This is a genomic window from Sphingobacterium faecium, assembly GCF_003054045.1.
Classification (GTDB): Bacteria; Bacteroidota; Bacteroidia; order Sphingobacteriales; family Sphingobacteriaceae; genus Sphingobacterium; species Sphingobacterium faecium.
In genome coordinates, this window is the sequence record NZ_QBKH01000004.1 from 363810 (window position 1) to 382395 (window position 18586).

The window sequence follows — 18586 nt, forward strand, 5'->3', positions numbered from 1 at the left end:
TAATGTTTTTTGATTGTTGTTTTTTACTCATACTCGTTTTATGGGATAACGAGTCTCATGGATAAATATAGCAGGGAGATGGTCCGCTCCGCAATTTGCGATCTTGATTGACACCCAAGGGCAAAAGGCTTCACAGCAAGACCATCCCCTGCCAATATCTTCAAATATAGCAAAACTAGGGGAATGGTAAAACCTTGCTGTCTCGACGCCTTGGGTGTCAACTTCGATCTACGAGACTCTTTATTAAAATAATTATCTATACATTATGTCATATTCTGATTATTAATGATATACAAATATAATAATAATTATCAAAAGGACAAATAAGTCCTAATATATTTTCAAATAATTCTTGACATTGTTCGTATGGCTGAAAAACAATACAGAGATCAACAATATTTGAAGGACCTTGGTAAACAGATAAAAAAAATCAGAGAGGATAATGGTTGGTCTCAAGAATTTTTGGCGGAGCTTTGTGAAATTGATGTTAGGCAATTGGGAAGAATAGAAAGAGCAGAAACAAATTCAACAATTTCCATTTTAAAAAAAATTGCAGATAAATCCAGTATTACAATGAGTAAACTTTTGGATTTTTGAAAGCCTAAAGCCACACTTGTGCAGAACGATGTGATCGAAATACCAAAAATCTAAAAAAATGGAACAATTAGAATATCAACATTGCTAATGACAAATGCGCAGAAATTGACCTTTTGTTTGTACTTGACAACACGCTGTATATCTGTGAAAGCAAGCATCTGATCTCAAGATACGACATGAACAATTTCCGAAACGATTACACTGCCTTTGAAACAGCTAAAAAAGCATACAACAAAATAATGTCCAGAAAAATATCATTTCTGAAAGAAAATATAGGACTCATTCAGCAGCATTTTAAGGTCTCAGAAAACAACAGAAAGTTAAAAGTTGAATTATCAAGAGAAATTCTTCGGCGGGGACTCGATTACGAAAGTAGGTTCATAATTTAAAGGCACTTGCTCACGGATTGTAAAAAATGTATTGAGCCTTATGTAATATCACTTAGTAATTAAAAGCCAACCGAAGAGGTGTATGCTTTTAATTTGACTGATTTTTTTGAGAAATTCTGAAGGAGTATTTAGCAGCAAAGAATCCGGTAAGGAAGTCGCAATTCTTTACCGGAATTCTCAATTAAATATTAAAGTAGTTAAGATTGACGACCATTCCAACTAAAAGTAACCGCCAGTTCAGCACAAAATATATTGTCTAACCCGCCGTTGTGCTCTTTAATTACACCAATAACAAAATTCATGACTTCTAATGTGCTTGTTACACCATATTTTATCAATGTAGTATTGGGCAATTTTTGATCAACAGGAGTTTTATTATCGCTCAAACTTATCCCTTTGATCGTATCCACATAGCCTAGACGCTTAAGTTCATCCTTTATTTCTGTATGGTTTCTTTTTATATCATAAGTAATTATTACGTTCATATAAGTATCTAATTAATTTTACAATTTAACATTTGTCAGAACATTCACGTATCCTTTGGTCGCTGCATTTCTACCAATAAGGTATTTCAGTACCTTTGCAAAATTTTCCAGTTCTCGCATTTCAAGATAATCCATGTCAAAATCCTGTCCTACCTGATTCGATGGCAAATAGAGTTTTAGGCTTTCAACAATAGTACTTAATGTCGAAGGAATATCTAATAAATGTATATCTACCGGGCTTTCCTGATTCGCATCAGGTGGATCGACTTTAAAATGAAAAGGAAATCCTCTGGTTCCTAATAGGGCTGGATTAGTACATGTGGTTGCCTTACTGAGTCCATAACGCTTATTGTAAAGTGTTGTAAAGTTTCCCACCCCATTGTCATCCAGAGTTTCCGGAATGACAACATCTACTCTGAAGCTTTTAACTTTTATTTTCTTTCCTTCAAGTTCAACACATTCAGAACCATGAATTTCCTCACAGACACGTTTGATAAAACTGTTGTAATAACCAATAGCCAATGCCGTTGATGGCAACAGTCCAAGCTGGCTCATTTCAGCGATCTTTACCAAATGGGTTCTTATAGATTCAACAATCTTATCAAGAGAATTGTACTGCCCACTGTTACGTGTAAATTTGGCGACAGTGATACCATCTAGATCTGTCGGCAAATCTGTATCCTCTTCTGCAATAAGATAACATTTTTCCGGTCCTGCTGCTCCCAGAAATAGTCCAAATTCAAAAACAACATTATCCCGAGGTTTGGTCAGAGATTCTCCTCTCTGTTTAGTAAGATCGTCTTTTGTTGCAATCAAAATTGAATAATCTGCTAGTCTTGTCTGCTTGATAAGAGAGTCAAGTCCACTTTTGTTAAGCGCGAATGCATCTGTCCATGGGATACATTCAACATCATCTCCAAGAAGGTCTACAATTTCATTTAAAATTGTAAGCTGTTCAGATGATGATCCAATAAATATTCTTTTTTTCATAATAAAAGTCTAGAATTTTTAAGATCTGATAATACTTTATTAATTTCTAAGATCAGGTTATGAAGACTTTGCATCTTTTCAGGTTTGCCACGAAAGATATATTCACGCCCATCAACCGACATTAGATTGTCTGCTAAGCTCGCATCATTTACTAGACGCATCAGCTGTAAATAAAGTATAGGTACAAGTTCGTAGAAAATTGACTGTCGATAGATCGAAACATCAATATTATAACAGATTGCATTGAAATCGAAACTTGATAAATCAATCTCCAAGCTAGATTTTGCTTTAAGGTTTTTTAGAAATCGTATCATTTTTTTCAGCCGACCTGATGTTAATGCACTTCTTTCATTAATACGATCAATACTTACGAATGGAAAATCGACCTTTCCCTTTTGATCAAGTTCTTTATTATATACTTGGATACCTCGGTTATTACCTTTATTATTTATTATAGATGTAACATCATCGTACCAATTTGAAATAACAACATCAACTTCCCTTTTTAGATCTTTATTCTCAATTTTGATTGATTTTGGCTTGGAAGTATCACAAACAAGATATTTGCGTTGAAGAATTTCTTCGCTGGTTAACCGTAAATGGTATAGATCATCCAAGGAGTTGCCTACATAGTTGCTTATTTCTTTCTCAGTACGGAGCTTTTGAAGAGCGCTAGCTTGATAGTAATAACTTTCGTTTAAAGCTTGGGTTACACCCACGCTGTCAAAAGAGTAAAACAGATCAGAAATGACCAAAAGATCAATATCACTGTAACCACGTATGTGCGTATCAGTCATAACTGATCCTTGATAGCGAAAAGTGGCACTTGTAATTCCGCCGTTGTACAGGTGAGTTTTCACTTTTTCCCCCGCCTCTTTGCTACGTTGAGTATAGGCTGCTTCGACGCCATTCATGGCATAACGCACATATTCGAGTACATCGGAATAATTAATGCTGGATAATTCTTCCCTGATTGACTTCTCAAGAATCTGATTTTCAGGATCAAGCCTATTGCGAAGTTGTCGGGTGAATTCCCTATAGTCTTCTGCCATGACACACCTCCTTTCCCATTAAAATTACATAATTGGGATCATAATCGACCATGGTACCAATAGGCAACTGTCCATTCGTTTCTGGACATTCCAGAATAAACTGTTTTAATTTTTGCATAAGCTGAAAAAATTTGTTAAAAAATTCCCTTGCAAATTATTTGACTTACAAGGGCTTAATTTGTACCAATTTCTTGGCGGGGAGTACAGACCCCAGCTTAGCAATGCGATCATGGACAAATAATAAAAATCGTTGTTTAAAATACTTTTTTTAGATTTGTACCGTTATAATAACATATCAGAAGCATACTAAGCTTTAAAAAGTGATGCCCCGAGGTATTGCTGTACCAAGGGGCTTTTTAAGCCAATTAAGGTCATCATAGTCCATGCCAATAAGATGTGGAGATTTCTACCTTTTTGTTCAAATATTTCATTTTTGAATGAAATGAACTCAATAACGATATATTGGTCCTTTATTAAAAAATATACTGCTTGACATATTGTCATTAAATAAATATGGGCATGCCAATAAATATTAATTCAAATAGTAGTTAACTGACGGAATGACCTTTTCCAAAATAAATTCTTGTATAATTTTTGAGCAGATAATTTTCACAAAAGAACACACTCGTAAATGAATTGACTTCAAAATATTATACTTGAGAAAAATATATAATTATTGATAGAAAAATACATAAGAAAGAATTCTTAAAAGTGAGTAACCTCTTATAAATAACCTAGAAATTTGTCCGGCAATACATTTCACCAGCTTAATTTTGCTGTAAATAAGATTTATATCGTAAACAAAAAAACTCATGAAGACTTTTTAAAACAAATTGAAAAAGAGAAAGGTCTTACCAGAGATCTTGTTTTTATAGGAAATACAATAATTGGATATATTAAAGTCAGGAACAGTTATATTTGCTATAGTCTAAAAATGGGAAATCTTGACTTCTATCTGTAGAAGCTTCGACCTTAGTACTTATAAAATATGGAGCCGCTTTCTTCTCTTACTTTAGGTCATAATTTATGCATAATCCAATCCGGCCGATTCCAAAAATAATACTTTAGTTTACAAAACGAATTGTAAATTTTAACCATAGAAAACTGTTGTACTCAAATATATAATAGTTTTAAATTCCTACATTAATAAATCATAAATATTTATATATCAGATCATTGAATCTGAATTAATATTATTTAAAAACTTCAAATTCTTTGAAAAAGTGCTACTATATTTATATACAGATAACAGAAAATAATGAATAAAATATCAGTTAATGTCGGTATATTCGAAAACACCAGCTATATTATTTATGAACTTGAATTTTACAGATTTTAAAGAAGCTGAATTAGCAAATTGGATTGTTGACTATCTAAAGATCTTTTTAAGACCTCGAGTTGTTATTTCAAATTTTTTAAAACTTAATTCCTCTGAAAGAATTAGAAAGTTACTCTTTCATTTTATCATTTTTGTATGTTCACTTTTTTTATTTGAAGGAACATATGAGAAGCTAAGTTGGTTAAAAATTGTCACTGGAAGTATAATCAGCTTGATTCCTCTATCTCTATTGGCACTAATATCGATAAAAATAGTCAGAAGTAAGGCTAAATTTGAGGAAGTAATTTTTTATATTTTATTGTCATTTTTACTAGTTGAACCCCTTTTTAATTTACTTATTTCCAAATATTTATTATCAGAAAATTACATATATTACGTTCTTGAAGAAATTCTGCTTTACATTACAATAACTTGGTTATTTCTAAATTTTTCGACAATTTTTAGTGAAGATAGAATACAAGCATTATATCTATTCCTAATTGGATATATAATTTGGAATATTCTTTTTGTAGTTTCATTGAGATTTTCAGATAGGTACAGTTCATTAAATAACCATTTGTTTTCAGACCCAATCTATGAAGAATACCAGGTGATTGAGGGCAACCTTTTGCAAAAAGATAAATCAATCACGGGCAGATCTTGTGTTTTACAATCGAAAGCTAATAAATCCTTTTGTTATAGTTTTGGTCAAAATATAATAAGAGATTCTCTTGCACATACAAATAATGAAGAATATGAAAAATATAAGCAAGATGTTCAATTAAATATCTCGTTTTTAAAAAGCATTCAAGAAAAAGTTCAATCAAGAGAAAATCAAACGGTAACAAATTTATGGTTGAAATATTTTTTAATAATCGAAAATGAGTTAAAAACTGATAGCCTAATTAAAACCAAAGACGATATAATAAAACAAGGTATGAATTTAGTTACAAAGGACTCTTCCTATTCAGAGATTCAGTTTTATATGTCTGGAGTAAATTCTATTATGGATCAGGTAAATATTAGAACTCATTTAGTTGCTTATAATAACAGAATTAGAAAGCATTATGATTTCAATGAATCATTGGATATTGGAATAAGAGCCACAATATATTTATTAGGAAGTACTATAGACTATTTTTTAGGTAAGTATATTTTTGAAGATGAAAAGCCAAAAATCGATAAAAATGATTTTTATGAATTGCCCTAAGTTTATAGATATTGTAATTTAAACTGTGTCAGCGGAATAATAAAATAAAAATTATTAAATTGAATGATGCTTTTGTATCAGATTTCAAAAAATAAGATTTATATATTAAGCCCTCGAATGTTCTTCAAATTTCGCATAAACATATAAGGCGTATATACTATATCACCATCAATCAATCTAAGTTCCTGAAAACCATATGGGTTTGATGAAGTCTTCTTTTATGATAGAGGCATTCATATAGTCAAAAACGTGAGTCTTTGCTCTGGCAAGATCAGTTATATAACGCAAATTATAGATAAGATTGGTGAATGTTACAACATATAGAGGTTTGAACTTTTAGAATTCGGGTTGACCACAAGCATAATTTCTTTTCCTAATCTTTGAGACTGTAACTTGAACTGTGTCAAAGGAATAATTTAATAAGATTTTTTATATTTAATTATTCAAACGACATGGTCATGAAAGAAAGTGGTCTAGTAATGTATTTAATTCATCGTCTGAAGCTATTTCATGGTAAGAAATTCCTTTCTGTAACTTACCTGGATCGATTTGATTGAAACCTAAACTACTTAACCTTCCTTTTAGGGCGTGATTTTCTGAATTTTTTGTTGACATTTCGATATTCTCTCTCTTCTCACAGGAAGATAATATTAATAATAAAAACAGGAAATAATAATTGATTTTCATATTTTTATTTATTTTTCAAGATTAGACACGTAATAATAGCCAAAAAATGGAATAAAGGCGACTATTATTAATCTCTTCAATTTTGTTGTCTCATCCAGATCTTCCTTAGGAAACAATTTTGACACACAGTATCTTGTTATTAAGTATACATGAGCGATAATAAGAATGGTTATTACAGTTTTCATAATAATTTTTATTAATTAAAATAATTTTCAACTACATAATTTGATATTAAGGCGGCTTAATCGAATAAAAATGAAGAAATGCAAGCATTACAAACATTCAGTTAAAATTTAATCATCTTTGATTCTTTCTCTTTCTGTACTGCGACATCAAGCTTTTTAAGTATCTCTGGTTTCTGGTCCACTGCAATCTGTTGATCATAAAGTCTCTTTTGTGATGGATCAATTGTTGTCCAAGTGCCGGCACTACATACCCTAAGATTATAAGCGTAAACAAGGTTTGCCACAGCATCGCGATTAGCTTGATCTAAAAGATTAAATTTATCGTAAGCTGTAGGAATACCTTGAGCTCTAAATATGAACGCCACCATAGCCGCGACATCCTCACATGCTCCCTTTTTCCTGAAAATTAAATGTTTTGCCCCCAATCTAGGCAAGGGTTCATCACGAGACTCCTTATTCCATGTAAAAAGAAAAGACGTCTTATAATCAATTTGAGCTAATCCCATAACTGTTTTTAAGTCTAAGCTAAAAAGGCTATCAGTAATCCATTTATATTCTTCTTGGTAATTTTCGCGCCATTTCTGAATAGGTTCAATTGTTACCCGATAAGGTAATATATATTCGCAAAATATTTGGAAGGGTATATTCTTGATTTTCGAGTTTTTCCAAGATTTTATCGCAACTTCAATATTATTTATCAAATATTTCGCATCGATGGTTTTAATGTCTTCAGAATTAAATGGAACAGGGGTCAATTGACCTTTTTTCTCAACAATTTGCCTAAATGAAGTAACTGATTCTTTAAAATTTTGATATGAAAATTCGTTAAAATCAATTTTACAGCCCGAAGAATCAACCCAGTAATAATTGACTGCCTGATGTATATCCATATTTGAAATCAAGAATTCCGCAGACTTTAAACCGACTGTATCATTCTTATTTTTAAAATAGTTCAGAACCTCCTCAAGTTCTGATTTGTTTTCACCTGCATTAAGAAGCACAGCATTGACATCCGAAACCGTTGAATTACGCTGAGCATGTGAATTAAAACAAGTGAGATTAATAAGCAAAAATACGAGAAATGAAGAGTATAAATTATTCATTAGTTTATAGAGAATCTTAATCATTTTTAGTTGGTTCGTATTTATAATTAGTAGTGCATACTGACTGATACAGTATTTAAATAGTTTACATCATCAAATATAGCCATTCATTCATAACAACTAGGGGGGGGATTCGTCTAATTTAGGGGCTTAAATGGTCGACACCATCAAATATAGCCCTTCATTCATAACAACTATGAGAGGGCAGATTCTTCTAATTTAGGGGAATAATTAATTATAACGGACATTCGGTATGCGATAGACATTAATTAGCGGAGTATTATAAAGAATAACTTAAAACACAAATTAAGTAAAAAAATAAATATCTTAATTATGAATAAATAACCAAAACTTATCACAAATATAACCGTAAATTAAACGTTAGAGATTGGTTAAATTCTATTTGAATTTTAAGGTAAAATTATAAGAAGGGGGTAATTTAAAATCTATTCTTCCTGCGGATCTACAGCATTGTACATATCGATCTTCACGTAGTAAAGCTTAGCTCCATAAGATCGATATTTTATATATCAATTAAATATCCGTGCTACAAATGTTAATATTGCAATTGGCAAATCGCAGATCATTATAATTTGAAATACTTTTCCAAAACATAAGACTTATATATAAAGCCTTCGAATTTCCTTAAAATATCACCTAAATATTTAAGAAGTATGAACGATATCACCATCAAATAATTTAGCTCCTAAACACTATATTGGTCTGATGAAGTCTTCTTTAGTGATGGGAGCATTCATAAAGTCAAAAAACAATTCTAAATGGTTCTCCCTCAAAAGATCATTTTTTTGTAACCGTAATTTGGTAATGAACTGTTGAATGTGTCGTGATTGCCACTTCTGGTAAACTTCCCTAGGTAGCAGTGATATGATTATACAGCATCAAACCTTTCATTAAAAAAGAACAGCTAAAGGAATTGCCTTTAGCTGTTCTTTCAATGCGCAGATGAAAAATCTTATCGTTAGATCAATCTAAACAAAAAGTATCATCTACTTACTAACTTTTGCTATATAAAGTAATTTTGGCGCATCCTTAATAAATACATCCAATACTCCGTCTGCAATTTTAACTGGCCCCTCAAAGCGAGTTGCGCCCGGAGTTGATGGAATAACAGCTGCCTTTTTAGCGAGCTCTTGAGCTTGTTCAAAATAACCGATACTATTGCTTTTACCCATCTCTAGCTCCTGCAAACCTAGGACAACAGATTCTAAAGCTTCTCCCCATATTGCCATCGCATCTAACCAAGGTCCAGCCTCACGGATAAAACCCTTATCAATTGTTCCTGAACGAATAATATTTGGAGCATTTCTAAATTCTTGAGCATGATTTAGTAGACTTTTAATAGCCTGCGCACGGTCTTCTTTATTACCATAAGAAAGGGCATCTCTAAACTGATCTAGAATTAACTTTAATGATGGTGCTTGCACTTGCCAAGGGTGAGTTCCAAATGTTGGGGCTAAGTGCTGGGTATCGAAAAATAGCAATAATGCTTGAGTTGTTTTTGGATTATTTCCAGCTAATTGACGAGCAGCAAATGTCCAAGTACGAGAAGCATCGTAATCTTGATCATTCCAGGCAAAAGCAGCCACTCCCGTTATGGCCACTCTACTAGCAGCTTCCTGATTCATGGGGTTGGACAAAATGCCGGCAAGCTGCTTTGATAACCCAGCTTCCCTTCTATCATATGGTGCTAAAAGAAGTCTTCCTTTAGATTCTGCATAGTCATTTACAGGATAATTATCCCAGAGCAATGTTGGTTTTCCAAACACCTTAGTAGCAGCTTTTGCATCATTTATTGAAATTGATGGCGGAACGACATCAGTTCCTGTCCATTGAACAACGATATCTTGATTTAAATTTTTACGCAATGCGGCTTTATACGGGGTTTCTTTAGCATCATAATACTCGGTGGGAACCATAATTAAATTTGGCGCCTCAGGATCTACTCCCTTGATATAGTTCTGCAATTTATTTAATAAGGAAGATTGTGCTACAGCGGCAGCTTCGGGGCCCGATTTCCCAAAAGTGATCGAGTCTTGATTACAGTTCCATTTTTGATACTCAATATCATCTAATGCCAAATAAAAACTACGCACACCCACGCTTCTTAAGGCATTTACCTTGTCTTTTAACAGATCAAAATCTGTTTTACATGAAAAACAAATCGTTGGACCAGGCGATATTGCATAAACAAAGTTGATATGATTATCGGTTGCAATCTTTGCTATACGACCAAGTTCTGATAATGTGTCTGCTGGATAAGGTTCTCTCCATCTATCTCTAGCATAAGGATCATCTTTTGGCGTATATACGTAGGTATTGGCTTTAACAGAGGATAAAAATAATAAATGTTGCTCGCGCTCTAGCATAGTCCAGGGTTTCCCGTAAAATCCTTCCACAGAACCGCGGATAGGCTGAGCTGGATAATCTTGAATCAATAGTGATGGAAAGAAAGCGCTAGTGATTAACTGTGCGAAGCTTTGTGTGGCATGAAATAGACCATGCGCATCATGCCCCATTAGTGAAATTAAAAATCCTTGATCTTTTTTTCCACTAGAAATAACGTAACCTTCTTTGTGATTATCTAAAATTCCTTTGTGGTTGCTAAGAAGAGCTTTTCCGTCTCCATTTTTGCTCTCTCCTAAAACTACTACTGTACCTCGAATTGACTTTGGAATCTTTTGGGTTGTATTTACATTCTTCACTCCTGCCTTGTTCAGCATCTTTACTACTGCAGTTTTAGTATACTCACTAACCTCTGGTAATGCGACTAAAGTAACGGACTGTCCAAGAAGAAAGCTCTCGCCTTGAAGCTCCATAAACACAGGTGAGGGAAATATAGAGGGAAGGCTTGCTACGGTAGTGGTTTCAAAATTCTTTTGCTGAGCATGCCCCAATTTTAAACTTCCGCTGAAAATAACTACCCCTAATAAACCATATATAATTCTTTTATTCATCATTAAATTAAGTTTAATTTGTATGCTAATTAATAGCATAAATTCCAAAAATAATATAATTCACCCACAAAACTTCCATGTATGTGATTTATTACATAATCAAACTCACCGTAAGCACATGTTAAATTAAAATTGATTAGTATGACAACGATACCATAGATAGAGAATGAAAAGATAATTCAAGCGCTTCTTTTGAGAAAGATTAATTGACGGAAAAAATGGAATTAAAAAGGGTTTTAATTTATAGAAATCACACAAAAATACTTTAGCATAAAAAAGGACATATACCAAACACAGCGCATAAAAAAAGCGACTCTTTTGGAGTCGCTTTTTAGTAGCCCGTAGGGGAATCGAACCCCTGTTTCTAGAATGAAAATCTAACGTCCTAACCCCTAGACGAACGGGCCTTTTTGTGTTTCGGTGTGCAAATATAGAAAGTATATTTAATTTACCAAAATAAATATGATAAAATTATTTATTTCTCTAAAAATTGTATCTTTAGATACACAACAAACCAAACAACTTATTCATTGATGAACATTCAACCATATAAAAAGTCCATTTGGCTGTCCACCACAATGGCTTTGCTGACGGCAAATCTATTTGCACAGTCACCATCAAATATTGAAAATAAAATTTCAGTGCGCTGGGAAGTTCCGACAGGAAAAAGCCTAAAAAAGAATCCAACCTCTAAATTGATCATACAAAATAATGACAGCCAGCAACTGGCGCTCAAAGATTGGTCGCTATGGTTTAATTTTATCCGTGGAATAGATGCCAAATCTGTTGACTCCCGATTTAAATTGTCTCATCGTAATGGAGATCTTTTCCAGATCGAGTTTGCGAAAAGCAACCTCACCTTAAAACCGAAAGATACCATCGAGATCAATTTCACGACACTAGGTGGCTTGATTAATTATACGGATGGTCCTATTGGTCTTTACATTAGCTATGACGACAAAGGGACTTATGCGGACATCAAAAAATATGATGCACAAAAAAACACATTTACACAGGAACAACAAAGAACTTACTTAGAACAGAAGTTTGCCAGTAATGCACTCCTTGCAAAGGGTAAACAACAAGATATCTTACCCTTACCCGAACAAATTACTGTTGACAGAACAAAATCTTTCAAACTGACCAATACGATTTCCATCAGTAATGATCCCGAATTTAATAATGAAACCGCATTATTCATTCAATTCCTACAAGAACAAACGGCTGTAAAAGGTCAAAAGTCTCCAAACAGAGAAGCACAAATTAAAATCGTCAAGGAAACAGGATTTGCTGATGAAGCTTATGCTTTGAACATCGATAACAAAGGAATTGAGATTAAAGCAAGTACTGCAACAGGAGTTTTCTATGGCTTGCAATCCTTAAAGTCTTTACTTCCTGCTACAGATTGGAACAGCAAGAACAAAACATTAAATTTCCCTTATGCCCAGATAAAAGATCAACCTCGTTTCCCATACCGTGGTTTTATGTTGGACGTCGCCCGTAATTTCCATAGCAAAGCGGAGGTACTCCGTATCCTGGATGCGATGGCCCAATACAAACTCAATAAATTTCACTTTCATTTTATCGATGATGAAGGCTGGCGTTTAGAAATACCGGGACTACCTGAATTGACTGAGATAGGGAGTGTACGATCTGCCAACTATAAAGATGGGAATGCGATACAACCTGCCTATGGATCCGGCGCTTCAACTAAAGAGAAACAATACCTCAGCACGCAAGACTATATGGATATTTTGAAATATGCGGCCGCTAGACATATTGATGTGATTCCTGAAATTGAAACTCCAGGGCATGCACGTGCTGCGATAAAATCAATGGAAGCGCGATACCATAAGCTAAAGAAAGCTGGAGATCTAAAAGCTGCTGAAGAATATGTGTTACATGACCCAGAAGACAAGTCGATTTATAACTCAGCACAGAACTGGAATGACAATGTATTAAATCCGGCCTTACCTTCTTCATACCATTTTTTAAGTAAAGTCATCGATGAGATAAAAAAAATGCATGATCAAGCAGGTGTACCTTTAAAAGTGATCGATCTAGGTGGTGATGAAACTCCTGCTGGTGCATGGGAAAAGTCTCCGAAAATCGAGGCTTTTATGAAAGAAAATAACATCTCTTCTGTACATGATGTGTGGCCATATTACATCAACCGTATTAATGAATTGTGCCACTCCAAAGGTTTGATTATGTCGGGCTGGGAAGAAATGGGGATGAAAAATTTCGGAACAGGAATGGATGTAAATCCTGCACTTGCAGATCATAGTATCAACTTAAATGTTTGGAACAACCTGATTGGTGGTGGACAGGAAGATTTGGCTTATCGCTTGGCAAATGCGGGCTACAAAGTTGTCTTTACTTCTGCTTATAACAACTATATGGATATGACCTGGGATCATAACTTTGCTGAACCTGGACACAGCTGGGTAGGCTTGGTTGACATCAATAAAACATACTCTTTTGCTCCGGAAAATTACTACATCAACCTTGCTAAAGACAATTCAGGAAATGATTTACCAAAAGATTTTGCAAAAAACAAAGTGCATCTGACTGAAAAAGGTAAAGCAAATTTCTTAGGTGTCAAAGCTGCTCTTTGGTGTGAAAAAATCAATAATGATATCCGTCTTGAGGAAATGATCTTTCCACGTTTATTAGCTGTTGCCGATCGTGGATGGGCTCCTGAACAAAGCTGGGAGAATGGCGAAAATTTTGACAGTCAGACTTATCAAAAAGGTTATGCTGCCTTTATGCAGAAGTTAGGAAACGATGAATTGAAGAAATTGGACAAATTAAATAAGGGCTATCATTACCGAATTCCTGCTGTTGGAGTTAAACTGGAAAATGGAAAATTGGTGGCAAATACCGATTACCCCGGTTTCAAAATTTATTATACAGAAGATAATACAGAGCCGACTTTAAAATCAAAAGAATACAAAGGTGCGATTCCTCTTAACAATAAATCAACCTACAAGTTCAGAACAATCACACAAAACGGTGGTCTGGGTATTGTATCCACCTACTAAGGTAGAGTTGATCTGATGCAAAACCCGGCATTAAGATGGAGGTCATTTACGCAGGATAATGCCAAACACAACTCTGAATTGCTAAATGTAAGACAAAGAGACCAGAAAGTTAAAAAATTCTGGTCTCTTTATTTTGAAAGGAATAACTTCAAAATGCCTATCCAATTTTATTCCGTTTTCATAATACTGCATTTGTTATGTTCATCGCTATTAACAGCTTATAGAGCGATATTTTTATTTTTTATCGACAGAGTATTTACCTGGACCGATAAATAAGAGCCCTAAAAACACACAACATAATTCTATCGCATGGGATGCCCCTTTAATTCCATCTCCTTTGCCAAGATGAACAAGCGCAGCTACAACCATAGTAAATGCGAGAAAAAGTAAAGTCGGTCTTGTCCAAAGTCCTATCAATAGAAATAATCCACCGACTCCTTCAGCAATAGCTGCCATAAATCCCCAGAAAACGGGTAAAAAATGGATGCCTAAAACTCCCATGGAACCGCCTAACTTGGTCCATGTCTCCACTCCACCCATCATCTTCGGAAATCCATGAACAATCATCATCACGCCCAGTCCAACACGCATGATCAATAAACCGAAATCTTTGTATTTTCCTAAAGTTTGAAATATGGCCATAATATTTAATCGATATATGTTAATGAAACCTTGTTTTTTGTTGTCTTTAATTTGACCTTCTTCCCAAAAACTAATGCATGATTGTCATCAATATGACCTGCAGGATAAGCAAATGCAATAGGGAAATCTGCTTCCCTTACTTTGTCTATCACAATTTCAGATACAGATTGTCCAAATGAGGGATCAGCATCTTTCATCCCAGAAAAACCGCCTACGATCAAACCCTTCAATTTTTTAAATTTACCAGCACGCTTCAGCGCCCATAACATACGATCTACACTATAGAAAGTCTCACCTACATCTTCAATAAATAAGATCTTATCATCGTAATTGACATCTGACTTAGATGCTAAAACCGATAACAGAATCGCCAAGTTACCTCCAATAAGGATACCTTCGGCCTCTCCTACTCGATTAGGGAACTCTTCTTGTAAATATGAATAGTCGACCGCATCTCCAAAAAGAGCAGCTTTCAGTGTTTCCAAAGAAGCGGCAGTACCAGCTTCAAATGATTTGGGCATCTGTCCATGGATGGTCGGAATAGAAAATTGACCTTGGATATGACTGTGAAGCACCGTGATATCACTAAACCCAACAATCCATTTGGGTTGTTTTTTAAACCGCGAAAAGTCAAGCCGATCGATAATGCGCACACTACCATATCCACCGCGTGCTGCAAACACAGCTTTGATAGATTGATCATCTAAAGCCCATTGCAGATCTTCAGCCCTTTTACGGTCATCTCCAGCAAATTGATGGTACGCCGCGGTGACAGTCTTGCCCAGAAGCACCTCCAGACCCCAAGATTCTAATATTTTAACAGCTACATCTATATTTCCTCGAATAAAACTTGCAGGACAGACAATTGCGACTTTATCGCCTGCTTTAAGAAATTCAGGTATTTTCGTCATAATCTTTATTTTAATACCGCAAATTGAATTATCTTTGTCAAAGAAACAAACATTTGCTTTGTTTTTTTATTTCGCTAACAATTAATTTACTGTATAGCATTGAGTAATATATCCAAAAAACGTTACACCATTACATCTGCATTGCCTTATGCTAATGGTCCTTTGCATATTGGCCATTTGGCCGGCGCATATATCCCTGGCGACATTTTCGTTCGTTATTTACGTCTAAACGATAAAGACGTCGTTTATGTCTGTGGTTCTGATGAACATGGAGCTGCCATTACCATACGTGCAAAAAAAGAAGGTATCACGCCACAAGAAATCATTGATAAATACAATACTCAGATCAAAGAAAGCTTTGAGGAATTTGGTATTTCGTTCGATATCTATCACCGCACTTCCGAACCCATCCACCATGCGTTGTCTCAAGAGTTCTTTTTGAATTTATATGAAAAAGGGGAATTCATCGAGAAGTTCTCAGAGCAATATTATGATGAAGATTTTAATCAATTTTTAGCAGATCGCTATATCGTAGGTACATGTCCAAACTGTAAGTCCGAAGGGGCATATGGGGATCAGTGTGAAAAATGTGGTACTTCATTAAGTCCGACAGATTTGATAAACCCGATATCGACATTGAGCGGGAAAACACCGGTATTAAGAAAAACGAAACACTGGTATCTGCCATTAGACAAATACCAACCCTGGTTAGAAAAATGGTTGATAGAAGGTAAAAAAGATGTTTTAAAATCAAATGTTTTTGGACAGTGTCAATCTTGGTTGAAATCAGGATTGCAACCCCGTTCTATGACACGTGACTTGGACTGGGGAGTAGATGTCCCACTGAAAGAAGCAGCAGGCAAAAAACTATATGTATGGTTGGATGCTCCTATTGGCTACATCTCAGCGACAAAACAATGGGCTATAGACAACGGTAAAAACTGGGAAGATTATTGGAAAAAACAAGAAAATCCAGAAGATGACTCTTGCTTGATCCATTTTATTGGAAAAGACAATATCGTATTCCACTGTATTATCTTTCCTGCGATCTTACATGCTCATGGTGAATATATTCTTCCTGACAATGTACCAGCAAACGAATTCTTAAATCTGGAAGGTGATAAATTATCGACTTCTCGTAATCATGCCGTATGGCTACATGAGTATTTAGAAGAATTTCCTGGAAAGCAAGATGAATTACGTTATGTATTGACGTCTATTCTTCCAGAGACATCTGATAGTGAATTTACATGGAAAGATTTCCAAGCGAGAGTGAACAATGAACTGGTTGCCATCTTTGGTAACTTTGTCAACCGTGTCATGGTGCTATCGCATAAATATTTTGACGGCAAAGTATTAAGTGGATCTCCTTTAAATGAAGTGGATCAGCATGTTTTTGCGGAATTGGCAAAATTCCCGGATGCAATCACAGGTTCAATCCAACAATATCGTTTCCGTGAAGCATTAGCACAATTTATGAATGTGGCTCGTCTAGGAAATAAATATCTGGCAGATGAGGAACCGTGGAAAGTCATCAAGAATGATGAAGAGCGTGTAAAAACAGTATTAAATGTAGCGACTCAGATCGTTGCCAATTTAGCTGTATTGGCGCAACCGTTTCTTCCTAAAACAGCGACTAAGCTTTTCGAGATGCTTGATTTTTCTCAGGTGAATTGGGCTGATGCAGGTAAGGCTGATTTGATTGCCGATGGGCATCAATTGAGTGAAGTACAATTATTGTTTGAAAAAATAACTGACGAGCAAGTCGAATTTCAATTAAACAAATTGGCTGAAGCTAAAATCGCAAATGCAGCTGCAAATGTCAAAACAGAACCAGCTAAAGCAAATATTGCTTTTGAGGACTTTACAAAACTTGATATTCGTGTGGGTACGATCTTGGAAGCAGAGAAAGTAGCCAAAACGAAAAAGTTATTGAAAATAAAAATAGATACAGGTATAGATCAACGTACAGTGGTATCTGGAATCGCAGAATTCTTCTCTCCAGAAGATATCATCGGTAAACAGGTATCGATACTGGTTAATCTTGAACCTCGAGACATCAAAGGAATCACTTCACAAGGGATGATCTTAATGGCAGAGGATGCAGATGGTCGTTTGGATTTTGTCAATCCAACATCATTCATAAAACCGGGTAGTACGATAAGATAAAAAACAAAGAAGGGAACGTCAACGTTCCCTTCTTTGTCTAAAATAAAATTGCTTTTAGCTTTTTATTAAAATCTTTCTCTTCCATCCAATCGTAAACAGAGGATTTCAATTTGGCAATCACTGCTGCTTTCGGTTCTGCTACCACTTTCTTTTTTTTCGTCAGTACCTTGGAAACTGGGGTATTGTTGAGCTCCACTTTGGTGGCAAACATATTGATATTCATACTAGGTATAGAAACTCCTAATATCATACCTGGTAGACCATGGATAAGTTCTGGACCTGCCGGAACCGGAATCTGATTAGCGAAGAATGCAACGACATAGATGGAATCTTGAATAATTCCATTTGCCCGGCGACAATCATATCCTGCAATATTGCGATACTCATCCGTATATTTCCACTTCACGGTGGGCAATGAATCTTTCATTAATAACTCTTCATCACCGAAAGGCAACAACTTGAGGAAACTGTTTTCCTTAACGTTGATATAGGTTTTCGAATCACTAATAAATGGACTATACCAAGACACATTTCGATAATTGGCAGGATACTCTTCTTGTATCGTTTCAAAAAGAGTTTCTTCATCGAAAAACTTCAAGCTATGGTGCGTAATCATCTCCACAGGTCCCGATTTGACCGCCTGCTCTACACTGATCTTATCCCAAGTACCCAAATCTGGCTTATTCAAAAAATTGCGCTTCAGGTAGTTTTGTAAATGAAACTTCCGCTCATATGTAATCGTTCCACTGCTCGGGAAAAAGGCATACTGTGCAGAGGCGCTTGCCATAAAACAGACTAATAACAGCAATACTACAATATATTTTCTCAT

13 protein-coding genes and 1 tRNA gene are annotated in these 18586 nt (G+C 35.0%); 4 read left to right on the top strand and 10 right to left on the bottom strand.

The features are described from left to right. Positions 1–366: 366 nt before the first annotated feature. A complete protein-coding gene (locus tag C8N37_RS13210) occupies positions 367–597 on the top strand; it encodes a helix-turn-helix domain-containing protein (protein ID WP_108159324.1) in 231 nt (76 codons plus the stop codon). A gap of 586 nt (positions 598–1183) precedes the next feature. Here the strand turns inward: C8N37_RS13210 and C8N37_RS13215 are convergent. Genes C8N37_RS13215 through C8N37_RS23185 form a run of 4 tightly spaced genes read right to left on the bottom strand, consistent with a single transcriptional unit; the run spans position 1184 to position 3631 of the window. Then, complete coding sequence (locus C8N37_RS13215) at positions 1184–1471, bottom strand: hypothetical protein (protein ID WP_108159325.1); 288 nt, start codon at positions 1469–1471, stop codon at positions 1184–1186. Positions 1472–1489: 18 nt separating this feature from the next. Continuing rightward, positions 1490–2461, bottom strand: a complete 972-nt coding sequence (gene cap12, locus C8N37_RS13220) for a CBASS system CD-NTase-associated NAD(+) hydrolase Cap12 (RefSeq protein ID WP_108159326.1) — start codon at positions 2459–2461, stop codon at positions 1490–1492. After that, positions 2458–3513 carry a hypothetical protein gene (locus C8N37_RS13225; RefSeq protein WP_186812815.1) on the bottom strand — a complete coding sequence of 352 codons (1056 nt, stop codon included), beginning with the start codon at positions 3511–3513 and terminating at the stop codon, positions 2458–2460. Before C8N37_RS13225 ends, cap12 begins: the two co-directional genes overlap by 4 nt. Beyond that, on the bottom strand, positions 3497–3631 hold the full coding sequence (locus C8N37_RS23185) for a hypothetical protein (RefSeq protein WP_261775285.1): 135 nt from the start codon (positions 3629–3631) through the stop codon (positions 3497–3499). The genes C8N37_RS13225 and C8N37_RS23185 overlap by 17 nt, the downstream gene beginning before the upstream one ends. Positions 3632–4826: 1195 nt before the next feature. On the opposite strand from C8N37_RS23185, the gene C8N37_RS13235 reads away from it, so the two are divergent. Then, positions 4827–6041 carry a hypothetical protein gene (locus C8N37_RS13235; protein ID WP_108159328.1) on the top strand — a complete coding sequence of 405 codons (1215 nt, stop codon included), beginning with the start codon at positions 4827–4829 and terminating at the stop codon, positions 6039–6041. A gap of 973 nt (positions 6042–7014) precedes the next feature. Here C8N37_RS13235 and C8N37_RS13245 read toward each other — a convergent pair. The 3 genes from C8N37_RS13245 to C8N37_RS13255 all read right to left on the bottom strand — a co-directional run bounded on the left by C8N37_RS13245 (position 7015) and on the right by C8N37_RS13255 (position 11398). Further along, complete coding sequence (locus tag C8N37_RS13245; protein WP_146171069.1) at positions 7015–8016, bottom strand: hypothetical protein; 1002 nt, start codon at positions 8014–8016, stop codon at positions 7015–7017. Positions 8017–9023: 1007 nt separating this feature from the next. Continuing rightward, a complete protein-coding gene (locus C8N37_RS13250) occupies positions 9024–10994 on the bottom strand; it encodes a beta-N-acetylhexosaminidase family protein (protein WP_211322255.1) in 1971 nt (656 codons plus the stop codon). A 332-nt stretch (positions 10995–11326) separates the two neighbouring features. Beyond that, positions 11327–11398 (bottom strand) — tRNA-Glu (locus tag C8N37_RS13255). Positions 11399–11524: 126 nt separating this feature from the next. On the opposite strand from C8N37_RS13255, the gene C8N37_RS13260 reads away from it, so the two are divergent. Next, positions 11525–14035, top strand: coding sequence for a family 20 glycosylhydrolase (locus tag C8N37_RS13260; RefSeq protein ID WP_108159331.1), 2511 nt, complete (start codon positions 11525–11527; stop codon positions 14033–14035). A gap of 234 nt (positions 14036–14269) precedes the next feature. Here C8N37_RS13260 and C8N37_RS13265 read toward each other — a convergent pair whose 3' ends face one another. Both C8N37_RS13265 and C8N37_RS13270 read right to left on the bottom strand, forming a co-directional pair. Then, positions 14270–14677 carry a DoxX family protein gene (locus C8N37_RS13265; RefSeq protein ID WP_045754674.1) on the bottom strand — a complete coding sequence of 136 codons (408 nt, stop codon included), beginning with the start codon at positions 14675–14677 and terminating at the stop codon, positions 14270–14272. Between the two features lie 5 nt (positions 14678–14682). Continuing rightward, the gene (locus tag C8N37_RS13270) at positions 14683–15588 is read right to left on the bottom strand and encodes a S66 peptidase family protein (protein ID WP_108159332.1); all 906 of its coding nucleotides are present in this window, start codon (positions 15586–15588) and stop codon (positions 14683–14685) included. 99 nt (positions 15589–15687) lie between these two features. Here C8N37_RS13270 and metG point away from each other — a divergent pair, with 99 nt between their 5' ends. Further along, on the top strand, positions 15688–17757 hold the full coding sequence (metG, locus tag C8N37_RS13275) for a methionine--tRNA ligase (protein ID WP_108159333.1): 2070 nt from the start codon (positions 15688–15690) through the stop codon (positions 17755–17757). Between the two features lie 37 nt (positions 17758–17794). Here the strand turns inward: metG and C8N37_RS13280 are convergent, their stop codons facing one another. Continuing rightward, positions 17795–18586, bottom strand: a complete 792-nt coding sequence (locus C8N37_RS13280; protein WP_108159334.1) for a GLPGLI family protein — start codon at positions 18584–18586, stop codon at positions 17795–17797.

Bases quoted from the DNA above. Each gene is read 5' to 3' on its own strand.
- C8N37_RS13210 (WP_108159324.1), top strand. From the start codon at position 367: ATGGCTGAAAAACAATACAGAGATCAACAATATTTGAAGGACCTTGGT.
- C8N37_RS13215 (WP_108159325.1), bottom strand. From the start codon at position 1,471: ATGAACGTAATAATTACTTATGATATAAAAAGAAACCATACAGAAATA.
- cap12 (WP_108159326.1), bottom strand. From the start codon at position 2,461: ATGAAAAAAAGAATATTTATTGGATCATCATCTGAACAGCTTACAATT.
- C8N37_RS13225 (WP_186812815.1), bottom strand. From the start codon at position 3,513: ATGGCAGAAGACTATAGGGAATTCACCCGACAACTTCGCAATAGGCTT.
- C8N37_RS23185 (WP_261775285.1), bottom strand. From the start codon at position 3,631: ATGCAAAAATTAAAACAGTTTATTCTGGAATGTCCAGAAACGAATGGA.
- C8N37_RS13235 (WP_108159328.1), top strand. From the start codon at position 4,827: ATGAACTTGAATTTTACAGATTTTAAAGAAGCTGAATTAGCAAATTGG.
- C8N37_RS13245 (WP_146171069.1), bottom strand. From the start codon at position 8,016: ATGAATAATTTATACTCTTCATTTCTCGTATTTTTGCTTATTAATCTC.
- C8N37_RS13250 (WP_211322255.1), bottom strand. From the start codon at position 10,994: ATGATGAATAAAAGAATTATATATGGTTTATTAGGGGTAGTTATTTTC.
- C8N37_RS13260 (WP_108159331.1), top strand. From the start codon at position 11,525: ATGAACATTCAACCATATAAAAAGTCCATTTGGCTGTCCACCACAATG.
- C8N37_RS13265 (WP_045754674.1), bottom strand. From the start codon at position 14,677: ATGGCCATATTTCAAACTTTAGGAAAATACAAAGATTTCGGTTTATTG.
- C8N37_RS13270 (WP_108159332.1), bottom strand. From the start codon at position 15,588: ATGACGAAAATACCTGAATTTCTTAAAGCAGGCGATAAAGTCGCAATT.
- C8N37_RS13280 (WP_108159334.1), bottom strand. From the start codon at position 18,586: ATGAGAAAATATATTGTAGTATTGCTGTTATTAGTCTGTTTTATGGCA.